Source organism: Streptomyces sp. NPDC027663 (assembly GCF_055566415.1).
Map to the genome: position 1 here is coordinate 275,298 of NZ_JBVHSK010000010.1, position 24,559 is coordinate 299,856.

Consider the following 24,559-nt stretch of genomic DNA (forward strand, 5'->3'; position numbering starts at 1 on the left):
GAACACGGCCCCTGAGCAGGTTCAGGCCACCGCGCTCAGCGTGTCCGCGAGGCGGCGGCGGGCCGCGCGGGCCGCGGGCAGAGCGGCCAGTGCCGCCGCACCCAGCACGGCGGCCGAGCCCAGCAGGAGCAGCAGCCAGGCGGAGGGGGACTGGGCGATCCCGGATCCGATGCCGCTGGAGCTGCCCTGGGCGTCGATCAGCCGCCGGCCCAGCGGCAGACCCAGCGCGGTGGCGGCGACGGTCGCCGCCAGGGCCGTACAACTCGTCGCCGTGACCGTGATCGCGGTGATCTGCCGGGGAGACATGCCGATCGCGCGGAGCGCCAGCACGTCCCGCTCGCCCTCGCGGACACTGCCGCCGATCGCGGTGAGCAGTTCGACCAGCCCGATGAGGGCCAGGACGGCGATCAGTCCGGCGACGACCCCGCGCAGCGGCGAGAGCCCGTCGGCGGGATTCGTCACGGGATGCACGTCGAGGTGGCCCAGGCCGGCCGTGGTGAGGGCGGCGGTCACATGGTGCGGGTCGGCGCCGGGGCGCAGCCGCAGTTCGTAGAAGGCCGGGGACACGCCGGGATCGTTCTCCCGGAGGGTGTCCAGGGAGGTGGTCACGACCCGGCCGGCGTTGCGGGGTTCGATGCTGCGGCCCACGATGTGCAGGATCTGCGGCCGGTCGCCGACCGTCATCCGCACCCAGTCGCCGACCCGCGCGTGCAGCAGGTCCAGCAGGCCCTGGCCGGCCACCGCCTCGTCCGGGCCGCGTGCGGCACGGCCCTCGGCGAGTGCGTACGGGTAGGGCTCGGCGTGGGTGCCGATGCCGCGCAGGGCGATCGTCCCGGTCTGGCCGGGGACCAGCGCGGCCACTTCGACGCCCGGGTAGACGGCGCTCACCCGGGAGTCCCGGGTCAGCAGGTTCCGTACGCCGGAGGCGTCCAGCGCGCCGTCCGAGCGGACCGTGAGCGCCGTCGGGAGGCCTACTCGGTCGGGACTGCCATGGAAGCGGTCGATCGTGGTCCACGCGCTGAGCGCCACCACGATCAGCAGCAGCGGCAGCGTCAGCCGGGCCACGGTGGCCAGCGAGCGACCGCGCCCCGCGAACGCCTTGTGGCAGCCGAGGACCAGCGCGGCCGGCAGCCGCAGTCCGAGCGCCCGCCGGGCCGGCCCGGTCAGCCGGCCGCCCGCCGAGGCGGCCGGGCGCGGCACCGGAACCGGTGGCACCCGCCCGGCCCGCCAGGCCGCGAGCCCGGTGGTCAGGCCGATGAGCAGCACCACGCCCGCCGGCACCACGCACACCGCGAGGGTGTGCCCGGGCAGCCCCTGCCACACCCCCACGGCGTCCCCGAGCCGTCCCGGGACCCGGCTGCCCAGCGCCTCGGTGAGCGCGGCGGCTGCCACCGCGCCGAGCAGCGCGTACGCCAGATGCTGGAGCAGGAAGATGCGTACGACCTGGCCGGGCGTGAAACCGATCGCCTTCAGCACCGACAGGTCCCGCAGATGTCCGCGGATCCGGGTGGCGATCGCGCCGTGCACCGCGAAGCCCGCGGCGATCAGCGCGCCCAGGCCGAACAGTCCGAGCACCTGACCGAGCAGCCGGTTGTCGCCCTGGGCCTCGGCGCGTGCCTGCTGCCAGGTGGACACCTCGCCCACCGCGCCCGCGCCCAGCACGGTGACGGCACGCTGCACCGCGTAGTCCGTGTCGGCCGGATCGCCGAGGCGGAGCCCGATGACCTGGCCGCCGGGAGCGCGCACCGCGGACGGCAGCGCCCACACCAGCCCCGGCTGCTCGCCCGGCCGGTAGGAGGGTTCGGCGTTGTCCGCGATGCCCTCGACGGTCAGGGTGCGGGCCGTGCCGGGCAGCGTCAGTCTGTCGCCGGGCTCGGCCAGCAGCGCCCGGGCCAGGCTGCCCTCCAGCACCACTCCGTCCGGCACGTCCGGGTCCAGCCAGCGTCCGGCGCTGAGCAGCGGCCGGCCCACGGAGGGCAGCCGCACGGTGCCGCGCAGCTCGACGGAGGCGCGGGTGCCGCGGGCGGCGACGGTGGCGGACTCGGTGCGGTACGGGCCGGCGACGGAGGTGACGCCGTCCAGCCGGGCCAGCGCGCGGGCGTCGGCGGACGGCGTGGTGTGCAGCCACACATGTGCTCCGCGTGCCTCGGTGAAGGTCCGCTGCCAGGGGTTCGTGGCATAGCCGAACAGGGCGGTGGCGAGCAGCAGCGAAGCGACGACACCGGCGGTCGCCAGCACCAGGAACAGCGCTTCGCCGCGGTGCGTGCGCAGATCGGAGTGCGCCCAGCGCAGGGTGGCCCGCACGCCCCTCAGCCTCTCGCCCCGCGCGGCCCCGCCGGACACACGGCCATCAGCCCCTCGACGACACCCCGCTCCGCCCCCGCGGCGCAATGCCCCCTGATGCCGGTGGCGTGATGCCCCCCGGTCACCGTGGCGGGATGCTCGTCCACGCCCGCGGCGGCACGCGTCCTCGTCCCCGCGGCGCCGCGCCCTGTCATGTCTGTGGCGTGACGCCCCCGGGTCACCGTGGCAGGAAGCCCGTCCACGCCCGCGGCGGCACGCGCCCTCGTCCGCGCGGCGCGACGCCCCTTCACCGTCTCGGCCCGGTGCCTCATCAGTCCCTCAGCTCCAGCACCCCGGAGATTCCGCCGCGCCGGGGCGGCGCCGTGCCGTCCAGTGTCGCGTCGTCGGCTATGCGGCCGTCGAAGAAGCTGATCACCCGGTCCGCGGCGCTCGCCAGCCGGGCGTCGTGGGTCACGAGCACGATGCTCTGGCCGCGCCCGTGGAAGTGGGACAGCAGCCGCATCACCTCACGGGTGCCCTTGCTGTCCAGGCTTCCGGCCGGCTCGTCCGCGAGCAGCAGCGGCGGATGGTTGACCAGTGCCCGGGCGAGCGCGACCCGCTGCTGTTCGCCGCCGGACAGCTCGCCCGGCATGCTGCGTTCCTTGCCCTCCAGGCCAAGCTCGGCGAGAAGGGCCTCCCGCTCGGCACGGGCCTGCTTCGGCGGGACTCCGGCCAGCAGGGCGGGCAGCTCGACGTTGTCGGCGACGGACAGGTTCGACACCAGGTTGAAGAACTGGAAGACGATCCCGATGGATTTCCTGCGTTCCACCGCCCAGCGGGCCTCGCCGAAGGCGTCCGTGCACCGGCCGTCGAGCCAGATGCTGCCCTCGTCCGGCCGCTGGAGCCCGCCCAGCAGATGCAGCAGCGTCGACTTGCCGGCCCCGGACGGGCCGGTGATCGCGACGAACTCGCCGCGTGCCACCGAGAGGTCGACCCCGCGCACGGCACGCGCGGGTGCGCCCTCGCCGTGGTGGGTCTTCACCAGGCCCTCGGCCCGCAGCACAGGAGGGTGGCCGTCGGTCACTCCAGCTCCTCCAGTTCCTCCTGGCACCGCTCCAGCCAGTCGAGGTCGGCCTGCAGGTGCAGCATCGCGCCCTCGATCAGCAGTTGGGCGATTTTGTTGTCCCGGTTCTCGGCCGTGGCCAGCTTCGACAGATTGCGCATGGTGTTGAGGTACTGGCGCCGCTGCCGGTTGATGAGGGCGATCTGGTCGGCGAGACCGGTCTGCGGGGCGACGGCGAGCTTCATGAAGAAGTCGTCCCGCACCCGCGGCTCGTCCTCGGTCTCCTCGAACCAGACGCGCAGCGCCTCACGTCCGGCCTCGGTGAGGTGGTAGACCTTCTTGTTGGGTCGGCTGGACTGCTCGACGTCCTCGCCCTCGATCAGCCCGGACTTCTCCAGACGGCCGAGGGTGACGTAGATCTGGCCGACGTTCGGCTGAGGGTACGCGGCGCCCAGCAGTAGCTCAAGGTCCTGTTTCAGCTCGTAGCCGTGGGCCGGGCCGCGGGCGAGGAGTGCCAGGAGGGGCAGGCGCACTCGTGCTGTCCTCCTGTCTGCTGCATGTGCTCCAGGCCCTAGTATCGCGCATACCTAACGGGTATACATGGCCTCTGCCCTCGGACGAGGGGTGGGCGAGGGTGCCCGTGGTACCGGTGTACAGGGAGGAACCTATGCGGTGGATACACGCCGCCGGTAGGGGCCTCCTCGTTCTTGCCGTGATCATGAGCGGGTACGTCGCCTCCGGCGCCCGCGCCGACGAGGGTGCCCGAGATGGCCGCGGCCCGCTCACGCTGGCCACCGCCGGCGACCTGACCGGATATCTCGGCCCGCTGCTGCGGGGCTGGAACCGCACCCACCCCGGCGAGAAGGTCACTCTGGTCGAGCTGCCCGACTCCGCCGACGAGACCCATGCGCAGATGACCACCGATCTGCGTGGCGGCGACCGGGGCCGGTTCGACGTCCTGAACATCGACGTCGACTGGACCTCCGAGTTCGCGGCGGCCGGCTGGATCCGCCCGCTGGCCCGGGAGCGCTTCCCGCTGGACGGCTTCCTGCCGCCGGTCGTGGACACGGCGACCTACGACGGGCGGCTGTACGCGGTTCCGTATGTCACGAATGCCGGACTCCTCCTGTATCGCAAGGACGTCCTCGACAAGGAGGGCGTGCCCCCGCCGCGCACCTGGGCCGAGCTGGAACGCGACGCGAAGACCATCGCGCCGAAGTACGGGCTCGGCGGCTACGCGGGCCAGTTCCTGCCGTACGAAGGCCTGACGGTGAACGCGGCCGAGGCGGTGTACTCGGCCGGCGGCACCATCCTCGGCGGCGAGGGCACCCGCGTCACCGTCGACTCGGCCGCCGCCCGCGAGGGCATCGGCTTCCTCGCCCGCGGCATCCGCGAGGGCTGGATCCCGCGGCAGGCGCTGACGTACAAGGAGGAGGAGTCCAAGCAGGCCTTCCAGGACGGCAGACTGCTCTTCCTGCGCAACTGGCCCTACGCCTACGCCGTCGCGGCCGAGAAGGGCTCCAGGGTCGCCGGCCGTATCGGTGTCGTGCCGCTGCCCGGGCCCGGCGGGCCGGGCAGGAGCGTGCTCGGCGGCTCCAACCTGGCGATCAACACCCATGCCCGGCACCCCGACTCCGCCGCGCGCCTGATCGCCTACCTCACCAGTGAACCCGTCCAGCGTCAGGTGCTCACACGGGGCGCGCTGCCGCCGGTGCGTGCCGCACTGTACGAGGACCCCGAGCTGGTACGGCAGTTCCCCTACCTGCCGACGCTGCGCACCGCGGTCGTCACCGCGCGCCCGCGCCCCAAGAGCCCGCACTACGACCAGGTCAGCCTGGCCGTGCAGGCGGTCGTGCAGGACGCGCTCACCGGGCGGCAGACGCCCGGGCAGGCCGTGCGCCGGCTGGCGCGCGAGCTCGACGCCATCGCCCGCGGCTAGTTACTTGTTAGGTAACGCCACCATCACGACTGTGCTCGTGTTGAGGCGATTTGCCCGCATATGAGCACCCAACTGGCCAGTATCTTGCGTTCACTTCGTTGACACCTTCGCGCGTCGCCTACCTAACATGCATGCATAACAGCCCCCCCTTCAGAGACAGGTTCCACAGGGTTGAACAGGCATCATTGGTGGCGCGACGCGGTGATCTACCAGGTCTACGTCCGCAGCTTCCTCGACAGCACCGGTGACGGCATCGGCGATCTGGCCGGCGTCCGGGCCGGGCTGCCGTACCTGAAGAAGCTCGGCGTCGACGGGATCTGGCTGAGCCCGTTCTACCCCTCGCCGCAGCACGACCACGGCTACGACGTGGCCGACTACTGCGGCGTCGACCCGCTCTTCGGCGACCTCGCCGAGTTCGACCTGCTGATGGCAGCCGCCCGGCGGCTCGGCATCAGGGTGCTCCTCGACATCGTCCCGAACCACTGCTCCAGCGAGCACCCCTGGTTCCGCGAGGCCCTGGACGGCGCACCCGGCAGCCCGGCCCGCGCCCGCTTCCACTTCGCCGACGGCCGCGGACCGGACGGCAGCGAGCCGCCCAACAACTGGCACGCCATGTTCGGCGGCCCCGCCTGGAGCAGGGTCGGTGACGGCCAGTGGTACCTGCACATGTTCACGCCCGAACAGCCCGACTGGAACTGGCGCAACGCGGAGATACCCGCCGAGTTCGACCGCGTCCTGCGCTTCTGGCTGGACCGGGGCGTCGACGGCTTCCGCATCGACGTCGCCGCCGGCCTCTACAAGCACCCCGCACTGCCCGACTCCGACGACCCGGAGGCCGACGCCCGCACCCGCGACTCGGTCAACCCGCTCGCCTGGAACCAGCCCGAGGTGCACGAGGTGTGGCGCCGCTGGCGCTCCATATGCGAGGAGTACGCCGACCGCGACGGCCGCGAACGCCTCCTGGTCGGCGAGGTCTCCGTGCCCACCGCCCGTGAACACGCCCTCTACGTCCGCCCCGACGAACTCCACCAGGCGTTCTTTTTCGACCTGCTCGGCGCCCCGTGGGAGGCCGACGCCTTCCGCAAGGTCATCTCCGAGGCGATGCAGGACATCGCCGGCACCGGTTCGACGGTCACCTGGGTCCTCAACAACCACGACCAGGTCCGCACCGTCACCCGCTACGGCGAACCCGCCACCGAGGGCAGCGGCCTGGGCGCCGCCCGCGCCCGCGCCGCCGCGCTGCTGATGCTGGCGCTGCCGGGAGCCGCGTACGTCTACCAGGGCGAGGAACTGGGCCTGCCCGAGGTCGTCGACCTGCCCGACGACGTCCTCACCGACCCGATCTTCCGGCGCACCGGCAGCCGGGCCCGTATCCGCGACGGTTGCCGCGTGCCGCTGCCCTGGTCCGGACAGGCGTCCCCGTTCGGCTTCACCTCCGGCGCGGAGGGGGCCAAGCCCTGGCTGCCGCAGCCCGAGTACTTCGCCGAGTACGCCACCGACCGCGCACTCGCCGACACCCGTTCCTTCTGGCACCTGTACCGGGACGGACTCCAGCTACGGCACTCCCTGCCCCAGCTGGGCGAGGGCACGCTGCGCTGGCTCGACACCCCGCCGGACGTCCTCGCCTTCGTGCGCGGCGACGGTCTGGTCTGCGCCGTCAACTTCGGTGCGTCCCCCACACCCGCGCCGGTCTCCGGCACCCCCCTGCTCGCCAGCGGCCCCTGCCCGCCCGGCGTGCTGCCCGGCTCCACGGCGGCCTGGTGGCTGAACGACCTCTGATCACCTCACCTCACCTCAGCCCGCCTATGTCACCTCACCTACCGAAAGGTCCGTCAACGATGATGCGACGACGTACGACCCTGCTCACCGGCTGCACCGCCCTCGCGCTCGCCCTCGGCGCCACCGCCTGCGGCGGCGGCCCGGTCTCCGCGGGCGGCGGTGACAAGGCGCTCAGCGGCCAGACCGTCACCGTGGCCGGCGTCTGGTCCGGCAGCGAGCAGAAGAACTTCCAGAAGGTGCTGGACGCGTTCACCGAGAAGACCGGGGCCAAGACCCAGTTCGTGTCCACCGGCGACAACGTCTCCACCGTCGTCGGCAGCAAGATCGAGGGCGGCAACGCGCCCGACGTCGTGATGGTGCCGCAGGTCGGCGTGCTCCAGCAGTTCGCGAAGAAGGGCTGGCTCCAGCCGCTGTCCAAGACCGCCCAGCAGACCATCGGCGCCGACTACGCCCCCGTGTGGACGAAGTACGGCAGCGTCGACGGCACCCTCTACGGCCTCTACTTCAAGGCCGCCCACAAGTCGACGGTCTGGTACAGCCCCGAGGCCCTCACCCAGGCCGGCGTGAAGCCCCCGAAGAGCTACGACGACATGCTGAAGGCCGGGCACACCGTCTCCGACTCCGGCCTCGCCGCCTTCGCGGTCGCCGGACAGGACGGCTGGACGCTCACCGACTGGTTCGAGAACGTCTACCTCTCCCAGGCCGGCCCCGAGAAGTACGACGCCCTCGCCGCCCACAAGCTCAAGTGGACCGACCCCACCGTGGTGAAGGCGCTCACCACCCTCGGCAAGCTGTTCAAGGACAGGCAGCTCATCGCCGGCGGCCAGAAGGGCGCCCTCAACACCGACTTCCCGGGCTCGGTGGAGAAGGTGTTCGGACCCAAGCCCGAGGCCGGCATGGTCTACGAGGGCGACTTCGTCGCCGGCGTCGCCCACGACCAGTTCGGCAAGTCCATCGGCAAGGACGCCGACTTCTTCCCCTTCCCGGCCGTCGACGGCGGCACCGCACCGGTCGTCAGCGGCGGTGACGCGGCGGTCGTCCTCAAGGACGCCAAGAACGCCAAGGCCGGCATGAAACTCCTGGAGTACCTGGCCACCCCGGAGGCCGCGGCCGTGTGGGCGAAGTCCGGCGGCTTCCTGTCCCCGAACAAGAAGCTGAACCTGTCCGCCTACGGCGACGACGTCACCCGCGCCACCGCCAAGTCCCTCGTCGGTGCCGGGGATTCGGTCCGCTTCGACATGTCCGACCAGGCCCCGGCGGCCTTCGGCGGCACCAAGGGCACCGGCGAGTGGAAGCTGCTCCAGGACTTCCTGCGCGACCCGTCCGACCCGAAGGGGACCGCGGCGAAGCTCGAAGCCGCGGCGGCCAAGGCCTACCAGGACTGAGCGGCAGCACCATGACCGCCACACTCGTGAAGGAGCAGGCGGGCCCGCGGGCCGCCGGCGCGGCGCCCGTGCGCCGCGGCCGGCGGCGCGCCCGGCTGATCGCCCTGCTCTTCGTCTTTCCCGCGCTGCTCCTGCTCGGCGCGCTCGTCGTCTACCCGGTGCTGTTCTCCGTCGGCCGCAGCTTCTTCGACGCGTCCGGCAGCCGGTTCGTGGGCGGCGACAACTACACCGAGATGTTCCGCGACCCGGCCACCCTCAAGGCCATCCGCAACACCACCATCTGGGTCGTCGTCGCCCCCGCCCTGCTGACCGGACTCGGCCTGATCCTGGCCGTCCTGGTGGAGAAGGTCCGCTGGGCCACCGCCTTCAAGCTTCTGCTCTTCATGCCGATGGCGGTGTCCTTCCTCGCCGCCGGCATCATCTTCCGGCTCGCCTACGACGAGGACCCGGACAAGGGCGTGCTGAACGCGGCCGTCGTCTCCGTCCACGACGCCTTCGAGGGCACGTCCACCTACCCGACAGCCCGCGGGCGCACCGGGCTGCTCACCGGGGAACGCGACGGCTCCTACCGTACGACCGCCGCCGCGGGCGAGGCGGTGACGCTGCCGATGGTCGGTGTCCTGCCGAAGGACCTGCCGCGCAGCGCCGCGCCCGCGGCGGCCGGGACGAAGGCGGTCCCCGGCGAACTGCGCGGCGTCGTCTACCTGGACTTCACCCCCGGCGGGGGAGGCAGGCAGGGCAAGGTCGACCCGAAGGAGAGCGGCCTGCCCGGCATGCAGGTCCAGGCGCAGCACGACGGCAGGACGGTCGCGAGCACGACGACCGCGGCCGACGGCTCCTTCCGCTTCCCCGGGCTCTCCGCGGGCTCCTACACGGTGAAGCTGCCCGCGTCCAACTTCGCGCCGCCCTACCAGGGCGTCTCCTGGCTCGGCCCGATGCTCGTCACGCCGGCGATCATCGGTGCGTACCTGTGGATCTGGACGGGCTTCGCGATGGTGCTGATCGGTGCCGGGCTGTCGACCCTGCCCCGGGACGCGCTGGAGGCGGCCCGGATGGACGGCGCGAACGAGTGGCAGATCTTCCGCCGCATCACGGTCCCGCTGCTCGCGCCCGTGCTCACGGTCGTCTTCGTGACCCTCGTGATCAACGTGATGAAAGTCTTCGACCTCGTCTACATCATCGCGCCCGGGCCCGTGCAGGAGGACGCCACCGTCCTCGCCACCCAGATGTGGCTGGTGTCCTTCGGCGGAGGCAACAACCAGGGTCTCGGCAGCGCCCTCGGGGTGCTCCTGCTGCTCCTGGTGGTCCCCGCCATGGTGTTCAACGTCCGCCGCTTCCGAAGGAGTCAGCGATGAACGCGATCAGGCGCGGCCTCGGCAACGGCCTGGTGCAGATCTTCCTCGTGGTGATCGGCCTCGTCTGGCTGACCCCGCTCGCCGGCCTGTTCCTCTCCTCGCTGCGCTCCGCCCAGGACTCGGCGAAGGGCGGCTGGTGGACGGCGCTGGCGAGCCCGGGCCAGCTCTCCTTCGACAACTACTCGGCTCTGCTGAAGAACGCCGGCATCAGCCAGGCCTTCTGGAACACGGTCCTGATCTCGGTGCCGGCCACGACACTCGTCGTCGTCATCGCGGCCCTCGCCGGATACGCCTTCGCCTGGCTGGACTTCCCGCTCCGGGAACCGCTCTTCCTGCTGGTGGTGGCCCTGCTGGTGGTGCCGGTCCAGATCGGCCTGCTGCCGGTGGCCAAACTCTTCGGCCAGCTGGGCCTGTTCGGCACGATCCCGGGCGTGGTCCTCTTCCACGTGGCCTACGGTCTGCCCTTCGCCGTCTTCCTGCTGCGCAACTACTTCGCGGAGATACCGAAGGAGATGCTGGAGGCGGCGCGGATGGACGGTGGCAGCGAGTGGCGCATCTTCACCCGGCTGGTCCTGCCGGTCGGCCGCCCGGCGATCGCCTCGCTCGCCATCTTCCAGTTCCTGTGGGTGTGGAACGACATGCTGGTCGCCCTGCTCTTCGCGGACAGCTCGTCCCAGCCGCTCACCGTGGCACTCCAGTCGCAGATCCGCCAGTTCGGAAGCAACATCGACGTCCTGGCACCCGGCGCGTTCCTGTCGCTGATCGTGCCGGTGGTGGTGTTCTTCGCCTTCCAGCGGCACTTCGTGCAGGGCGTCATGGCGGGCTCGGTCAAGTGACCGAGCCCGCCGGGCTCAGGCGGTGGGCCGGGGCGCCGGTGCCGGCGCCTTGGCGGCGCTGTCGTGCGTGGACCGGCCGCAGCCGGCCGCGCCGGCGGCCGGCAGGGCGACGCACATGGCCCACAGCCGCATGCGCCGGTGCGGACTCCCGTACGGATGCACGGTCACTCGCCCCTGGTTGACGCGGTGTCAGCCGTGGAAGGAGATGTAGCCGTTGCCGTCCCGGTCGTTCTTGGACTTCGTGTAGGCGTGGGTGTCCGCGTGGGCGCCGGAGGGCTTGTACAGGTAGACGCTGTCCTTGTCGTTGTTCCAGATGAAGTTGCAGTTCTGGCGGTAGACGACGTTCTTCGCGTCCGAGTCGGTGCCGTGGCCGCCGCGCAGCTTCACGGAGTCGCCGGGCTCCAGGTAGTGGTTGTCGGGGAAGGTGAACCGGTTGCCGGTGGCGTCCTTGACGACGTAGCCCCTGAGGTTCACCTTCGCGGTGCGCGAGTAGTTCTTGATCGTCAGGTACTCGCTCTTGCTGTTGCCAGTACGGCAGTTGTTCGAGTCCCGTCCGGGTGCGTCGTACTGGACGCCCGTCAGCTTCAGGGCCGAGGAGTACTCGGCGGCCTGGGCCGCCGGGGCGGCGGCGACGACGGTGAGCGTTCCGGCAGCGGCGGTCGCGGCCAGCGCGAAGCGTATACGCATGAGGTCCCCCCTCAATGGTGCGGTGGATGCGCCCAGAGCTTACACAAAAGTTGAGTGTTGTATGAATGTTCCGTGGAGTGCGTGGAGAAAATGCCGAGAATGAGGAATCGCTGAGGGGGAGTCAGCACATGCGACGAGGGCGGCAGGGGAGTCGTCCCCTGCCGCCCTCGTTCCTCAGAGGTTCAGCGGTTCACGCCGAAGCCGGCGGATACAGCGAGCGTGGCAGCTGCGAGGCCGCCGCCGCGTCCAGCAGCCACAGCGTGCGCGAACGGCCGTACGCGCCGGCCGCCGGGGCCTGGATCTCGCCCGCGCCCGACAGGGCGATGGCCGCGGCCTCCGCCTTGTCCTCGCCGGCCGCCAGGAGCCACACCTCACGCGCCGCACGGATCGCCGGCAGCGTCAGGGAGATCCGGGTCGGCGGGGGCTTCGGTGCGCCGTGCACCCCGACCACCGTGCGCTCGGTCTCCCGCACGGCCGGCAGCTCCGGGAAGAGCGAGGCCACGTGGGTGTCCGGGCCGACGCCCAGCATCAGGACGTCGAAGGAGGGCACCGAGCCGTGGTTCTCCGGCCCGGCCGCCTTCGCCAGCTCGGTCGCGTACGCCTCCGCCGCCGCCTCGACGTCCGTGCCGTACGGACCGTCGGACGCGGGCATGGCGTGCACGCGCTCCGGGTCCAGCGGCACCGAGTCCAGCAGGGCCGCGCGGGCCTGCGTGACATTGCGCTCGGGGTCGCCCTCGGGCAGGTAGCGCTCGTCGCCCCACCACAGGTCCAGGCGCGTCCAGTCGACGGCGTCCCGGGCCGGCGCCGCCGCCAGCGCGGCCAGCAGGCCGTTGCCGTTACGGCCGCCCGTGAGGACCACGGACGCGGTGCCCCGGGAGGCCTGCGCGTCCACGATCTTCGTGATCAGACGGGCCGCGGCGGCCTGCGCCATCAGCTCCTTGTCACGGTGGACGACCAGCTGCGGAGTATTCACTTCGCTGCCGCCTTCCTCGCCGGTGCCTTCTTCGCGGTCTTGGCCGCGGCCTTCTTGGCGGGCGCCTTGACGGCCTCCTCCACCGGCTCCGGCTCGGCGACCGGCCCGGTCCCGGCAGCGGGTCCGGTCTGGGCAGCGGGTCCGGTCCCGGCGGCGGGCTCGTCGACCGCCGGCTGCTGCTCCGGAACCGTGTCCAGCCGTTCCACGCCGTAGCGCAGCGCCGACGCGTAGGTGTCGTCCGGGTCGAGCCGGCGCAGCTCCTCCGCGATCAGCTCTGCGGTGTCCCGCCGCTTCAGCGCCACCGCGCGGGCCGGCTGGCCCTCGATGGACAGCGTGGCCAGCGAGCCGTCGGCCCGGTCCAGCACGATCGGGCCCTCACTGGTGTCCATGCGGACCGCCGTCAGACCGGGACCCGACGACAGCGACCGCTTCACCGGCACGTCCAGCCGGTCCGCCAGCCACATCGCCAGCAGCTCGCAGCTCGGGTTGAACTCCTCGCCCTCCACCTCGACACCCGTCACCTCACAGGTGACCTGGTCCAGTGCCGCCGCCAGCATCGAGCGCCACGGCGTGATCCGGGTCCAGGACAGGTCGGTGTCGCCGGGCGTGTAGGCCTCCGCGCGGGCCGACAGCTCCCGCACCGGCTGCTCCGCCGCGTAGGTGTCGGTGACCCGGCGCTGGGCGAGCGCGCCCAGCGGGTCCTTCGCCGGGTCCACCGGGGCGTTCACCGGCCACCACACGACCACCGGGGCGTCGGGCAGCAGCAGGGGCAGGACCACCGAGTCGGCGTGGTCGACGACCTCGCCGTACAGCCGCAGCACGACCGTCTCGCCGGTGCCCGCGTCCGCGCCCACCCGCACCTCGGCGTCGAGACGCGAGGACGTACGGTCGCGGGGGTTGCGGGAGACCCGCTTGACGACCACGAGCGTGCGCGAGGGGTGCTCGCGCGACGCGTCGTTGGCGGCCTTCAGGGAGTCGTAGGCGTTTTCCTCGTCGGTCACGATGACGAGGGTCAGGACCATGCCGACGGCAGGCGTGCCGATGGCCCGGCGGCCCTTGACGAGCGCCTTGTTGATCTCTCCGGCGGTGGTGTCGGTCAGGTCTATCTTCATGGCCGGCGCCAGCTCCGTCCGTCTCGTGCGAGCATCTCGTCCGCCTCGGCGGGACCCCAGGTGCCCGACTGGTACTGCGCGGGCTTGCCGTGCTTGTCCCAGTACTCCTCGATCGGGTCGAGGATCTTCCAGGACAGCTCGACCTCCTCCGTGCGCGGGAAGAGGTTGGCGTCGCCGAGCAGCACGTCCAGGATCAGGCGCTCGTACGCCTCCGGGCTGGACTCCGTGAACGACTCGCCGTAGGCGAAGTCCATGGAGACGTCCCGGATCTCCATCGAGGTGCCCGGCACCTTGGAGCCGAAGCGGACCGTGATGCCCTCGTCCGGCTGGACGCGGATCACGATCGCGTTCTGGCCCAGCTCCTCCGTCGCCGTGTGGTCGAAGGGGGAGTGCGGGGCCCGCTGGAAGACGACCGCGATCTCCGTCACCCGGCGGCCGAGGCGCTTGCCGGTGCGCAGGTAGAAGGGGACGCCCGCCCAGCGGCGGTTGTCGACCTCCAGCTTGATCGCGGCGTAGGTGTCGGTCTTCGACTTCTGGTCGATGCCGTCCTCTTCGAGGTAGCCGATGACCTTCTGGCCGCCCTGCCAGCCCGCCGCGTACTGACCGCGCACGGTGCTGCGGCCCAGGTCCCTGGGCAGCCGTACCGCGCCGAGCACCTTCTCCTTCTCGGCGGCCAGCGCGTCCGCGCCGAAGGAGGCGGGCTCCTCCATGGCCGTGAGGGCCATGAGCTGCAGCAGATGGTTCTGGATGACGTCCCGGGCGGCGCCGATGCCGTCGTAGTAACCGGCCCGGCCGCCGATGCCGATGTCCTCGGCCATGGTGATCTGCACGTGGTCCACGAAGGACCGGTTCCAGATCGGCTCGAACATCGTGTTGGCGAAGCGCAGCGCCAGGATGTTCTGGACGGTCTCCTTGCCGAGGTAGTGGTCGATCCGGAACACCTGGTCCGGCTCGAACACCTCGTGCACGACCTTGTTCAGCTCCTCCGCCGACTTCAGGTCGTGGCCGAACGGCTTCTCGATGACCGCGCGCCGCCAGGAACCGCCGGTCTGGTCGGCCAGTCCGTGCTTCTTCAGCTGCTGGATGACCACCGGGAAGGAACTGGGCGGCACCGACAGGTAGAAGGCGAAGTTGCCGCCCGTGCCCTGTGCCTTGTCCAGCTCCTCGATGGTGGCGCGCAGCCGCTCGAAGGCATCGTCGTCGTCGAAGGTGCCCTGGACGAAGCGCATCCCCTGGATGAGCTGCTGCCAGACCTCCTCGCGGAACGGCGTGCGAGAGTGCTCCTTCACCGCGTCGTGCACGACCTCGGCGAAGTCCTCGTGCTCCCAGTCACGGCGGGCGAAGCCCACCAGGGAGAAGCCCGGCGGCAGCAGACCCCGGTTGGCGAGGTCGTACACCGCGGGCATCAGCTTCTTGCGCGACAGGTCGCCCGTGACGCCGAAGATGACCAGGCCCGACGGCCCCGCGATACGCGGGAGCCGTCGGTCGGCCGGGTCACGAAGCGGGTTCGCTCCGGAACCGGAAACGGGTGACAACTCAGCCCTCCGAAGGGGCGAGGCGCTCGAGCTCCGCCTGGGTGGACTTCAGCAGGTCGTTCCAGGACGCCTCGAACTTCTCGACGCCCTCGTCCTCGAGCACCTGCACGACGTCGTCGTACGAGATGCCGAGCTTCTCCAGCGCGTCCAGGTCGGCGCGCGCCTGCTCGTAGGTGCCGGCGACGGTGTCGCCGGTGATCTCACCGTGGTCGTCGGTGGCCTCCAGGGTGGCCTCCGGCATGGTGTTGACCGTGTTCGGCGCGACCAGCTCGGTGACGTACAGGGTGTCCGGGTACGCCGGGTCCTTCACGCCGGTCGACGCCCACAGCGGACGCTGCTTGTTGGCGCCCGCGTTCTCCAGCGCGCTCCAGCGGTCCGAGGAGAAGACCTCCTCGTACGCCTGGTACGCGAGGCGCGCGTTGGCGACGGCGGCCTTGCCGCGCAGGGCCTTGGCCTCGTCGGTGCCGATGCCGTCCAGACGCTTGTCGATCTCGCTGTCGACGCGGGACACGAAGAAGGACGCCACGGAGTGGATCAGCGAGAGGTCCAGGCCGCGCTCCTTGGCCTTCTCCAGACCGGAGAGGTAGGCGTCCATGACGGCGCGGTAGCGCTCCAGCGAGAAGATCAGCGTGACGTTGACGCTGATGCCGCGGCCGATCGTCTCGGCGATGGCCGGCAGACCCGCCTGGGTGGCCGGGATCTTGATCAGGGTGTTGGGGCGGTCGACGAGCCAGGCCAGCTGCTTGGCCTCGGCGACGGTCGCCTTGGTGTTGTGGGCGAGGCGCGGGTCGACCTCGATGGAGACCCGGCCGTCCTTGCCGTCGGTGGCGTCGAACACCGGGCGCAGGATGTCGGCGGCGTCGCGGACGTCCGCCGTGGTGATCATGCGGACGGCCTCTTCGACGGTGACCTTGCGGGCGGCGAGGTCCGACAGCTGCTGGTCGTAGCCGTCGCCCTGAGAGATCGCCTTCTGGAAGATCGTCGGGTTGGTGGTGACGCCCACGACGTGCTGCTGGTCGATCAGCTCGGCGAGGTTGCCGGACGTGATCCGCTTGCGCGACAGGTCGTCCAGCCAGATCGCGACGCCCTCCTCGGAGAGGCGCTTGAGTGCGTCTGTCATGGAATTACATCTCCTACGTGTCGTATATGAGCGTCAGCGCTGTGCGGCGGCGATGGATTCCCGGGCCTGAGCGGCCACGTTCTCGGCGGTGAAGCCGAACTCGCGGAAGAGCACCTTGCCGTCGGCGGACGCACCGAAGTGCTCCAGGGAAACGATGCGACCGGCGTCCCCCACGTACTTGTGCCAGGTCAGGCCGATGCCCGCCTCCACGGCGACACGGGCCTTGACGGACGGCGGCAGCACGGAGTCCCGGTACCCCTGGTCCTGCTGCTCGAACCACTCCACGGACGGCATCGAGACGACCCGCGTGGGCACACCTTCGGCCTGCAGCTGCTCGCGTGCCTCGACGGCCACGTGCACCTCGGAACCGGTGGCGATCAGGATGACCTGCGCCTCGCCGCCTTCGGCCTCGAACAGTACGTAGCCGCCCTTGGCCGCGTTCTCGTTGGGCTCGTAGGCCGGCACACCCTGCCGGGTGAGGGCGAGGCCGTGCGGCTGACCCTTGCCGAACTCCTTGGTCCAGCGCCCCAGGATCTCGCGCCAGACGATCGCGGTCTCGTTGGCGTCGGCCGGGCGGACGACGTTCAGGCCCGGGATGGCGCGCAGCGAGGCGAGGTGCTCGACCGGCTGGTGGGTGGGACCGTCCTCGCCGAGGCCGATGGAGTCGTGCGTCCACACGAACGTCACCGGCAGGTGCATGAGGGCGGACAGGCGCACCGCGTTGCGCATGTAGTCGGAGAACACCAGGAACGTGCCGCCGTAGACACGGGTGTTGCCGTGCAGCGTGATGCCGTTCAGCTCCGCGCCCATGGAGTGCTCACGGATGCCGAAGTGGATGGTGCGGCCGTACGGGTTGGCCTCCGGCAGCGGGTTGCCCGCGGGCAGGAAGGAGCTGTCCTTGTCGATGGTGGTGTTGTTCGACCCGGCGAGGTCGGCGGAGCCGCCCCACAGCTCGGGGATCACCGCGCCGAGCGCCTGCAGCACCTTGCCGGACGCGGCACGCGTCGCGACAGCCTTGCCGGGCTCGAAGACCGGGATCTTCTCCTCCCAGCCGGTGGGCAGCTCGCCCTTGCTGATCCGGTCGAACTCGGCGGCCCGCTCGGCGTTGGCGTCGCGCCACACCTGGAGGGACTTCTCCCACTCCGTCTTCGCCTCGGCGCCCCGCTCCAGTGCCTTGCGGGTGTGGGCGATGACGTCGTCCTCGACCTGGAAGGTCTGCTCCGGGTCGAAGCCGAGGACGCGCTTGGTGGCCGCGACCTCCTCGTCGCCCAGCGCCGAGCCGTGGGCGGCCTCGGTGTTCTGGGCGTTCGGGGCCGGCCAGGCGATGATCGAGCGCATCGCGATGAAGGACGGCCGGTCGGTGACCGCCTTGGCCTCCTGGATCGCGGCGAAGATCGCCGTCGGGTCCAGGTCGCCGTTCGCCTGGGCCTCCACGCGCTGCACGTGCCAGCCGTAGGCCTCGTAGCGCTTGACGGTGTCCTCGGAGACGGCAGTCTCGGTGTCGCCCTCGATCGAGATGTGGTTGTCGTCCCACAGCAGGATCAGGTTGCCCAGCTTCTGGTGACCGGCCAGCGAGGACGCCTCGGCGGAGATGCCCTCCTGGAGGCAGCCGTCACCGGCGATGCAGTAGACGAAGTGGTCGAACGGCGACTCGCCCTGCGGCGCGTCCGGGTCGAACAGACCGCGCTCGAAGCGGGCTGCCATCGCCATGCCCACCGCGTTGGCGACACCCTGGCCCAGCGGGCCGGTGGTGGTCTCGACACCCTTGGTGTGCCCGTACTCCGGGTGACCGGGGGTCTTCGAACCCCACGTCCGGAAAGCCTTCAGATCGTCCAGCTCCAGACCGAAGCCGGCCAGGTACAGCTGGGTGTACAGGGTCAGGGACGAATGGCCGGCGGACAGCACGAAGCGGTCGCGCCCGGCCCACTCCGGGTCGGCCGGGTCGTGCCGCATCACCTTCTGGAAGAGGGTGTAGGCGGCCGGGGCCAGGCTCATCGCCGTACCGGGATGGCCGTTGCCGACCTTCTGTACGGCGTCTGCGGCCAAAACACGTGCGGTGTCCACGGCCCGCTGGTCCAGCTCGGTCCACTCAAGGTCTGTGGTGGTCGGCTTGGTGCTCACCCTGGGTCAGGGCTCCTCTCCACATGTCGGTCGCCGGTCGTCGGGGCATGCGCCCACCCGGCCGCCGGCGTGCTTCTGCCCACCGGCCGTTGTCGAGCCTACCCTCGTAAGGACGTGCGTTTTTTCGAGTGTTTCCAGACTGCCGGGACTCTGTCCGATCCGCCTCCCGACTGGCCGGGACGGCGTTTGGCACATGAATACGGACCCGCTCATCTGACTGCTCAATCGAGCTTTTGGACGCACGTCGGATCGAGCCTCTGTACGGCTGTCGAACCGGCCCCTCGCCGGGCCCCGCCAACACGACCCCACCCCCGCGAAGGCCGGGGTATGGGCAACGTCTAAAGTGGCGTGGTACGCGCGAGCCTTTACCGGGACTTCACACGGGGAGGCTCGCTGGGATGTCTCTGTCAGGGGTGTGCGTGACGGCCGTCGAATCCCGTCCAGCGGATGGGGGCACCGCCCATGCCGTTAAGGCCATGGGGGAGCTCGGTGGTGCGAGCCAGGGCCCGGTTCACCGGCCGTTCGGTGCCCGTGTCAAGGCGTTCGTGGCGCTGACCAAGCCGCGGATCATCGAGCTGCTGCTCATCACGACCGTTCCGGTCATGTTCCTGGCGCAACAGGGTGTGCCCGACCTCGGACTGGTCCTGCTCACCTGCGTCGGCGGCTATCTCTCGGCGGGCGGCGCCAACGCGCTGAACATGTACATCGACCGGGACATCGACGCCCTGATGGACCGCACCTCGCAGCGCCCGCTGGTGACCGGCATGGTCAGCCCGCGCGAGTGCCTGGCCTTCGGCATCACCCTCGCGGTCGTCTCGACGCTGTTGTTCGGCCTCACCGTCAACTGGCTGAGCGCCTGGCTGTCACTCGGAGCGCTCCTCTTCTACGTCGTCGTCTACACGATGATCCTCAAGCGGCGTACGTCGCAGAACATCGTGTGGGGCGGCATCGCGGGCTGCATGCCGGTGCTGATCGGCTGGTCCTCCGTCACGAACTCCATGTCGTGGGCGCCGGTCATCCTCTTCCTCGTCATGTTCTTCTGGACGCCGCCGCACTACTGGCCGCTGTCCATGAAGGTGAAGGACGACTACGCGCGCGTGGGCGTGCCGATGCTGCCGGTCGTCGCCACCAACAAGGCGGTCGCCAAGCAGATCGTCCTCTACAGCTGGGTGATGGTCGCCGTCTCGCTCCTGCTCACCCCGCTCGGCTACACGGGCTGGTTCTACACGCTGGTCGCCCTGGTGGCGGGCGGCTGGTGGCTGTGGGAGGCGCACGCGCTGCAGAACCGGGCGAAGGCGGAGGCGACGGGCGCGAAGCTGAAAGAGATGCGGCTGTTCCACTGGTCGATCACCTACGTGTCGCTGCTGTTCGTGGCAGTGGCGGTGGACCCCTTCCTCCGCTAGCCGCCTGCCCGGTGGGCCGTTGCGGGCGCCGGGGGTCTCCCAAGGGTGCGGCGGGAGCGTGGTCAAGGCCACGCACCCCGCCCGTCGCCGTTTGATCTACCCGTCGGTAGCATCCTGACCATGGCAGACACGCAGCAGGTTGACGCGAGGGCCGAGCGCAAGGTGGCCAAGCTCGCCCGGGAGATCAGCGCCTTCTCCAAGGCACACGGCGGCGCCGAGGGCCAGGTGGCCTACATCGGCCAGCGCGGCGCCCGCATCGTCCTCGTCGGTGAGGACGGCGGCTGGGGCGACCTGGTGGCACCCACGTATGCCATCGCCGAGCAGGCGGTGGCCAAGTCGGGCATCACGGTCCACGAGTCCTTCGACGGCGAGTTCGCGGCCAAGGTGGCGACGGGCCCGTACGAGTGGAAGCGGATGGCCGGCATTCAAGTAGGCGGCTGACCAGCGCGCCCCGAAGGGGCACGGGGAACCGCGCGATCAGCCACATACGGTCTCAACCCGCCGAAGAACCCGCACTACCGGGCTCGACCGCGACCTCACACCCCGTTCACCCGTTAGGCCGGTCGAAGCCAGGGCACGCGGGGAGGCCGGAATGATCGAAACGCCGTCCCTCGTGGACCAGTACTGCCACGGTGTACTGCGCACCGAGCTGGGCCTCGGCACCTTCGAGGCCCAGCTGGCCCGTACCGAAGGGCACCCGGCACCGGGCACCACCCTCTTCGACACCCAGACCGGCTTCGCCGTACGCCGCTGGTGTCCGCCGCTGCTCGGCCTCGAACCCCACTGCCCGCCGGCCCGCTATCTCGCCCGGCGCCGCGAGCTGGGTGTCCTGGAGGCGGGCCGCAGGCTGCTGCGCGGCAGCGGCATCACCACGTACCTGGTCGACACCGGACTGCCCGGCGACCTCACCGGTCCCGCCGAACTGGCCTCCGCCGGCGCCGCCCGCGCCCACGAGATCGTCCGGCTGGAGCTGCTCGCCGAGCAGGTCGCCGACACCTCCGGCACCGTCGAGTCCTTCCTCGCCAACCTCGCCGAATCGGTGCACGGCGCCGCCGGGAACGCGGTGGCCTTCACCTCCGTCGCGGGCCTCAGGCACAGCCTGGCCCTCGCGCCGGAGCCACCGGAGCCGGGGGAGGTGCGGGGCGCGGCGGGCCGCTGGCTGGCCGGGCGCCGGGTCGGCGGGCCGCTCACCGATCCCGTTCTGCTGCGTCATCTGCTGTGGATCGCGGTCGCCTCGGGTCTGCCCCTGCAACTCCACGCGGGCCTGGCCGAACCCGGCTCCCGCATCGACCGTACGGACCCGGTGCTGCTCACGGACTTCGTCCGGGCCACCGCCGGCCTGGGCACCGACCTGATCCTGCTGCACGGCTATCCGTACCACCGCCACACCGCCCACCTGGCCGGTGTCTTCCCGCACGTCTACGCCGACTCGGGTGCCGCGCTCATCCGCACCGGCGCCCGGGCCGCCACGGTTCTCGCGGAGATCCTCGAGCTGGCCCCGTTCGGCAAGATCCTCTTCTCCAGCGGCGCCCACGGCCTGCCCGAGCTGCACGTCGTCGGCGCCCGCCTCTTCCGGGAGGCCCTGGGCCGCGTCCTGGGCACCTGGGTCGCCGAGGGCGCGTGGTCCCGGGAAGACGCCAGGCGCGTGGCCCGCCTGATCGCGGCGGACAACGCCCGGCGGGTGTACGGACTGAAATGAGGCCTGTACCGGGACGCCCCCGCTGTACAGACCGAGCGGATGCCGACCGACACGCTCGTCGCCCGCTTCCTGCGCGTCCGCCCTGAGGCCCCGGGCGGTGTGGGCGCACGGCTCACTGGCCGGCGGGGACTGTCAGGAGAGCCGCAGCGATCTGGACCTCATCGCCGTACTGCCCGGGCCCGTGGGCCCCCGGCAGATCTGGCAGGTGGCGGTGGCGCACCAACGGCTGCGCGCGGAACCGCTCGCCGGGAAACTCCACTGCAGCTACGTCGCCCCGCACGCGCTGTCCGGCCCGGGCCCGGCGATCGACGCGCTGGTCACCGCGTACGGGTGAGTCAGGCGGACGTGCCGACCGTCACCTCGGCGGAGGGGGCCGGCACGTCCGGGCCGGCCTCCGGACGCTCGCGCAGCGAGAGCAGGACGCGCAGGGTGCCGATCCAGATCAGGCAGGAGCCGAGCATGTGTAGGCCGACCAGGACCTCGGGCAGGTGCGTGAAGTACTGCACGTAACCGAGCACGCCCTGCGCGAGCAGGACCAGGAACAGCTCCCGGGTCCGGGCCAGCGGACCCTTCGGCGCGTCGACCGCCTTCAGCACGAACCAGAGCGCGAACGTCAGCGTCACCACGATCCAGGCGAGCACCGCGTGCAGCTTGGCGACCGTCTCCCAGTCGATCTGGATGCGCTCGACCTCGCTGGAGTCGCCGGCGTGCGGCCCGGCCCCGGTCACCACCGTGCCGACCGCGATGAGCAGCACGGAAGCGGCCACCAGGAACCACACCAGCTGCTGCACCGCCTTGCCGACCAGCGGACGCGGCGCCGCGTCGCCCTCCCGGGTGCGCTGCCACATCACCGTCGCGACGGCGATCAGCGCCGTGGAGAGCAGGAAGTGGGCGGCCACCGTGTACGGGTTGAGGCCGACCAGCACCACGATGCCGCCGAGCACCGCGTTGCCCATGACCACCCAGAACTGCGCCCAGCCCAGGCGGGTCAGGCTGCGCCGCCACGGCTTCTGGGAGCGGGCCGCGATGATGGCCCAGCCGACGGCGGCGCACAGCACGTACGTCAGCATGCGGTTGCCGAACTCGATGACCCCGTGGAAGCCCATGGCCCGGGTGGTGGTCAGCGAGTCGTCGGTGCAGGTGGGCCAGGTCGGGCAGCCGAGGCCCGAGCCGGTCAGGCGGACGGCGCCGCCGGTGACGACGATGACCACCGCCATGACGAGTGCGGCGAGGGCCGCCCGCCGGACCGTCCGGGGATCCGGGGTCCAGCGGTCGGCGACGAAGGCGAGCGGGTTGCGCACGGCCGCTACGGCATCGGCGCGGTTCAGCTTTGGCACGCGCACCATCGTAGGCCGCCGCTTGTGCACGCGTTCACGAGGGTCACCCCTCCGCGCCGGCGAGGAGCCTCCCGCCGCCTTCGACGCGGGCCGCCCAGGAGGTCACTCCCTGGGGAAGAACCTGCCTGCCGGGGCCGGTGCGGCCACCGCCCACGCCGCGAACTCGCCGGCAAGGTCACTCCCAGCGGAAGAACTTTCCGGCCGCGGCCAGTGCGGCCACCGCCCACACCGCGAGGATCCCCAGGTCGCCCCAGGGCATCCCGGCGCCGTGCCCGAGCACGTCCCGCAGGCCGTCCGACAGGGCGGAGATCGGCAGCAGGCCGAGGACGTGCTGCCCGGCGGAGCCGAACTTCTCCAGCGGCACGATGACCCCACCGCCCACGAGCAGCAGCAGGAAGACCAGGTTGGCGGCGGCCAGCGTGGCCTCCGCCTTCAGGGTGCCGGCCATCAGCAGGCCGAGCCCGGAGAAGGCGGCCGTGCCGAGGACCAGCAGGAGCAGGACCGCGGCCGGGCTGCCGTGCGGGGACCAGCCGAGCGCGAGGGCGATCCCGGTGAGGAGGACGACCTGGAGGATCTCCGTGACCAGGACCGAGGCCGTCTTCGCTGCCATCAGGGCCCAGCGGGGAAGCGGCGAGGAGGCGAGCCGCTTAAGCACGCCGTAGCGGCGCTCGAAGCCCGTCGCGATGGCCTGGCCGGTGAACGCCGTCGACATGACGGCGAGGGCCAGGATGCCCGGGGCGAGGAAGTCGACGGCCTTGCCCTTGCCCGTGTCCACGATGTCGACCGAGCTGAACAGCGTCAGCAGCAGGGTCGGGATGACGACGGTGAGCAACAGCTGCTCGCCGTTGCGCAGCAGCATCTTCGTCTCCAGGACCGCCTGCGCCGCGATCATGCGGGTGAGCGGGGCGGCTCCGGGCTTGGGCGTGTAGGTACCCACGGTGGTCACGAGCGCAACTCCTTGCCGGTCAGCTCCAGGAAGACGTCCTCCAGGGTGTGCCGTTCCACCGAGATCCGGTCCGGCATCACGCCGTGCTGGGCGCACCACGAGGTCACCGTGGCCAGCAGCTGGGGGTCGACCTTGCCGACCACCCGGTAGGCACCCGGGGTCAGCTCGGCGGCCGTGCAGTCGGCCGGGAGCGCCTTGAGCAGGGAGCCGACGTCGAGGCCGGGGCGGCCGGTGAAGCGCAGGGTGTTCTCGGCGCCGCCCTTGCACAGTTCCTCGGGGGAGCCCTGGGCGATGACCCGGCCGCCGTCGATGATCGCCACGTCGTCGGCGAGCTGCTCGGCCTCGTCCATGTGGTGGGTGGTGAGGATCACCGAGACGCCGTCGGCGCGCAGCTCGGTCACCAGGTCCCAGGTGGCCCGGCGGGCCTGCGGGTCGAGCCCGGCCGTCGGCTCGTCCAGGAACACCAGCTCCGGGCGGCCCACGACGGCCATGGCGAGCGCGAGCCGCTGCTGCTGGCCGCCGGACAGTCGGCGATAGCTGGTCCGGCCGCAGGAGCCGAGGCCGAGCCGTTCGATGAGGGCGTCGACGTCCAGCGGGTGCGCGTGCAGCTTCGCCACGTGCCGCAGCATCTCGTCCGCGCGGGCGCCCGAGTAGACACCACCGGACTGGAGCATCACACCGATGCGGGGCCGCAGCTCCGCGGACTGCCGTACCGGGTCGAGCCCGAGGACGCGCACCGTGCCGGAATCCGGCTTCCGGTACCCCTCGCAGGTCTCGACCGTGGTCGTCTTCCCCGCCCCGTTGGGGCCGAGTACGGCCGTCACGCCCGGCTGGGCCACCAGGTCGAGGCCGTCCACCGCGGTCTTCGTGCCGTACCGCTTCACCAAGGCCCGGATCTCGACGAGCGGGTGCGGCGCGAAGCGTCTCGTCGAGGGGTGGTGGTCGGGAGACGGGCGGGCGGGCTCACTTCGCATGAGCCAAGAGTC

At 71.3% G+C, this 24,559-nt stretch carries 22 protein-coding genes; 9 read left to right on the forward strand and 13 right to left on the reverse strand.

The window, feature by feature from the left end; translation table 11 throughout:
- Positions 1-21: 21 nt before the first annotated feature.
- The 3 genes from ACZ4SF_RS25885 to ACZ4SF_RS25895 form a co-directional block, all read right to left on the reverse strand.
- A complete protein-coding gene (locus ACZ4SF_RS25885) occupies positions 22-2,304 on the reverse strand; it encodes an FtsX-like permease family protein (RefSeq protein ID WP_468388531.1) in 2,283 nt (760 codons plus the stop codon).
- 310 nt (positions 2,305-2,614) lie between these two features.
- Positions 2,615-3,367 (reverse strand): ABC transporter ATP-binding protein, encoded by a 753-nt coding sequence (locus tag ACZ4SF_RS25890; protein ID WP_468388533.1) that lies wholly within the window; start codon positions 3,365-3,367, stop codon positions 2,615-2,617.
- Positions 3,364-3,879 (reverse strand): PadR family transcriptional regulator, encoded by a 516-nt coding sequence (locus ACZ4SF_RS25895; RefSeq protein WP_468388535.1) that lies wholly within the window; start codon positions 3,877-3,879, stop codon positions 3,364-3,366. Before ACZ4SF_RS25895 ends, ACZ4SF_RS25890 begins: the two co-directional genes overlap by 4 nt.
- A gap of 134 nt (positions 3,880-4,013) precedes the next feature.
- Here ACZ4SF_RS25895 and ACZ4SF_RS25900 point away from each other — a divergent pair, with 134 nt between their 5' ends.
- The 5 genes from ACZ4SF_RS25900 to ACZ4SF_RS25920 all read left to right on the forward strand — a co-directional run bounded on the left by ACZ4SF_RS25900 (position 4,014) and on the right by ACZ4SF_RS25920 (position 10,640).
- Entirely contained in the window at positions 4,014-5,285 is a 1,272-nt protein-coding gene (locus tag ACZ4SF_RS25900; protein ID WP_468388537.1) for an ABC transporter substrate-binding protein, read from the forward strand.
- Positions 5,286-5,456: 171 nt separating this feature from the next.
- Positions 5,457-7,064, forward strand: coding sequence for a glycoside hydrolase family 13 protein (locus ACZ4SF_RS25905; RefSeq protein ID WP_468388538.1), 1,608 nt, complete (start codon positions 5,457-5,459; stop codon positions 7,062-7,064).
- 59 nt (positions 7,065-7,123) lie between these two features.
- Positions 7,124-8,449, forward strand: coding sequence for an ABC transporter substrate-binding protein (locus ACZ4SF_RS25910; RefSeq protein WP_468388539.1), 1,326 nt, complete (start codon positions 7,124-7,126; stop codon positions 8,447-8,449).
- 11 nt (positions 8,450-8,460) lie between these two features.
- Entirely contained in the window at positions 8,461-9,804 is a 1,344-nt protein-coding gene (locus tag ACZ4SF_RS25915) for an ABC transporter permease subunit (protein ID WP_468388540.1), read from the forward strand.
- The gene (locus tag ACZ4SF_RS25920; RefSeq protein WP_468388541.1) at positions 9,801-10,640 is read left to right on the forward strand and encodes a carbohydrate ABC transporter permease; all 840 of its coding nucleotides are present in this window, start codon (positions 9,801-9,803) and stop codon (positions 10,638-10,640) included. Before ACZ4SF_RS25915 ends, ACZ4SF_RS25920 begins: the two co-directional genes overlap by 4 nt.
- Positions 10,641-10,655: 15 nt before the next feature.
- On the opposite strand, the gene ACZ4SF_RS25925 is transcribed toward ACZ4SF_RS25920, so the two are convergent.
- The 7 genes from ACZ4SF_RS25925 to tkt form a co-directional block, all read right to left on the reverse strand.
- On the reverse strand, positions 10,656-10,808 hold the full coding sequence (locus ACZ4SF_RS25925; protein ID WP_468388542.1) for a hypothetical protein: 153 nt from the start codon (positions 10,806-10,808) through the stop codon (positions 10,656-10,658).
- Between the two features lie 21 nt (positions 10,809-10,829).
- The gene (locus ACZ4SF_RS25930; protein ID WP_468388543.1) at positions 10,830-11,327 is read right to left on the reverse strand and encodes a lamin tail domain-containing protein; all 498 of its coding nucleotides are present in this window, start codon (positions 11,325-11,327) and stop codon (positions 10,830-10,832) included.
- A gap of 190 nt (positions 11,328-11,517) precedes the next feature.
- Positions 11,518-12,300 carry a 6-phosphogluconolactonase gene (gene pgl / locus ACZ4SF_RS25935; RefSeq protein WP_468388544.1) on the reverse strand — a complete coding sequence of 261 codons (783 nt, stop codon included), beginning with the start codon at positions 12,298-12,300 and terminating at the stop codon, positions 11,518-11,520.
- On the reverse strand, positions 12,297-13,412 hold the full coding sequence (gene opcA, locus ACZ4SF_RS25940) for a glucose-6-phosphate dehydrogenase assembly protein OpcA (RefSeq protein WP_468388545.1): 1,116 nt from the start codon (positions 13,410-13,412) through the stop codon (positions 12,297-12,299). Before opcA ends, pgl begins: the two co-directional genes overlap by 4 nt.
- Positions 13,409-14,947 (reverse strand): glucose-6-phosphate dehydrogenase, encoded by a 1,539-nt coding sequence (gene zwf, locus ACZ4SF_RS25945; RefSeq protein WP_468388546.1) that lies wholly within the window; start codon positions 14,945-14,947, stop codon positions 13,409-13,411. Before zwf ends, opcA begins: the two co-directional genes overlap by 4 nt.
- 1 nt (position 14,948) lies before the next feature.
- Entirely contained in the window at positions 14,949-16,067 is a 1,119-nt protein-coding gene (gene tal / locus ACZ4SF_RS25950) for a transaldolase (RefSeq protein WP_468388547.1), read from the reverse strand.
- A 33-nt stretch (positions 16,068-16,100) separates the two neighbouring features.
- Positions 16,101-18,188 carry a transketolase gene (tkt, locus tag ACZ4SF_RS25955; RefSeq protein WP_468388548.1) on the reverse strand — a complete coding sequence of 696 codons (2,088 nt, stop codon included), beginning with the start codon at positions 18,186-18,188 and terminating at the stop codon, positions 16,101-16,103.
- Between the two features lie 413 nt (positions 18,189-18,601).
- Here tkt and ACZ4SF_RS25960 point away from each other — a divergent pair, with 413 nt between their 5' ends.
- The 4 genes from ACZ4SF_RS25960 (at position 18,602) to ACZ4SF_RS25975 (ending at position 21,624) form a co-directional block, all read left to right on the forward strand.
- Positions 18,602-19,591, forward strand: coding sequence for a heme o synthase (locus ACZ4SF_RS25960; protein WP_468388610.1), 990 nt, complete (start codon positions 18,602-18,604; stop codon positions 19,589-19,591).
- A gap of 120 nt (positions 19,592-19,711) precedes the next feature.
- Positions 19,712-20,032 (forward strand): hypothetical protein, encoded by a 321-nt coding sequence (locus ACZ4SF_RS25965; RefSeq protein WP_468388549.1) that lies wholly within the window; start codon positions 19,712-19,714, stop codon positions 20,030-20,032.
- A 151-nt stretch (positions 20,033-20,183) separates the two neighbouring features.
- On the forward strand, positions 20,184-21,290 hold the full coding sequence (locus tag ACZ4SF_RS25970; RefSeq protein WP_468388550.1) for an amidohydrolase family protein: 1,107 nt from the start codon (positions 20,184-20,186) through the stop codon (positions 21,288-21,290).
- A gap of 97 nt (positions 21,291-21,387) precedes the next feature.
- Positions 21,388-21,624 carry a hypothetical protein gene (locus ACZ4SF_RS25975; protein ID WP_468388551.1) on the forward strand — a complete coding sequence of 79 codons (237 nt, stop codon included), beginning with the start codon at positions 21,388-21,390 and terminating at the stop codon, positions 21,622-21,624.
- Position 21,625: 1 nt separating this feature from the next.
- Here the strand turns inward: ACZ4SF_RS25975 and ACZ4SF_RS25980 are convergent, their stop codons facing one another.
- From ACZ4SF_RS25980 to ACZ4SF_RS25990, 3 genes are all read right to left on the reverse strand, one after another.
- Complete coding sequence (locus tag ACZ4SF_RS25980; RefSeq protein ID WP_468388552.1) at positions 21,626-22,636, reverse strand: COX15/CtaA family protein; 1,011 nt, start codon at positions 22,634-22,636, stop codon at positions 21,626-21,628.
- Between the two features lie 166 nt (positions 22,637-22,802).
- Positions 22,803-23,519: an ABC transporter permease gene (locus ACZ4SF_RS25985; RefSeq protein WP_468388612.1), complete on the reverse strand. Its 717-nt coding sequence runs from the start codon at positions 23,517-23,519 to the stop codon at positions 22,803-22,805.
- A gap of 50 nt (positions 23,520-23,569) precedes the next feature.
- Complete coding sequence (locus tag ACZ4SF_RS25990; RefSeq protein WP_468388553.1) at positions 23,570-24,547, reverse strand: ABC transporter ATP-binding protein; 978 nt, start codon at positions 24,545-24,547, stop codon at positions 23,570-23,572.
- Between the last annotated feature and the right edge of the window lie 12 nt (positions 24,548-24,559).

Excerpts from the sequence above, each read along its gene's own strand:
- ACZ4SF_RS25990 (WP_468388553.1), bottom strand. The coding sequence starts at position 24,547 with ATGCGAAGTGAGCCCGCCCGCCCGTCTCCCGACCACCACCCCTCGACG.
- ACZ4SF_RS25910 (WP_468388539.1), top strand. The coding sequence starts at position 7,124 with ATGATGCGACGACGTACGACCCTGCTCACCGGCTGCACCGCCCTCGCG.
- ACZ4SF_RS25900 (WP_468388537.1), top strand. The coding sequence starts at position 4,014 with ATGCGGTGGATACACGCCGCCGGTAGGGGCCTCCTCGTTCTTGCCGTG.
- ACZ4SF_RS25930 (WP_468388543.1), bottom strand. The coding sequence starts at position 11,327 with ATGCGTATACGCTTCGCGCTGGCCGCGACCGCCGCTGCCGGAACGCTC.
- ACZ4SF_RS25915 (WP_468388540.1), top strand. The coding sequence starts at position 8,461 with ATGACCGCCACACTCGTGAAGGAGCAGGCGGGCCCGCGGGCCGCCGGC.
- ACZ4SF_RS25985 (WP_468388612.1), bottom strand. The coding sequence starts at position 23,519 with ATGATCGCGGCGCAGGCGGTCCTGGAGACGAAGATGCTGCTGCGCAAC.
- ACZ4SF_RS25965 (WP_468388549.1), top strand. The coding sequence starts at position 19,712 with ATGGCAGACACGCAGCAGGTTGACGCGAGGGCCGAGCGCAAGGTGGCC.
- ACZ4SF_RS25980 (WP_468388552.1), bottom strand. The coding sequence starts at position 22,636 with ATGGTGCGCGTGCCAAAGCTGAACCGCGCCGATGCCGTAGCGGCCGTG.
- tal (WP_468388547.1), bottom strand. The coding sequence starts at position 16,067 with ATGACAGACGCACTCAAGCGCCTCTCCGAGGAGGGCGTCGCGATCTGG.
- ACZ4SF_RS25970 (WP_468388550.1), top strand. The coding sequence starts at position 20,184 with ATGATCGAAACGCCGTCCCTCGTGGACCAGTACTGCCACGGTGTACTG.
- opcA (WP_468388545.1), bottom strand. The coding sequence starts at position 13,412 with ATGAAGATAGACCTGACCGACACCACCGCCGGAGAGATCAACAAGGCG.
- ACZ4SF_RS25920 (WP_468388541.1), top strand. The coding sequence starts at position 9,801 with ATGAACGCGATCAGGCGCGGCCTCGGCAACGGCCTGGTGCAGATCTTC.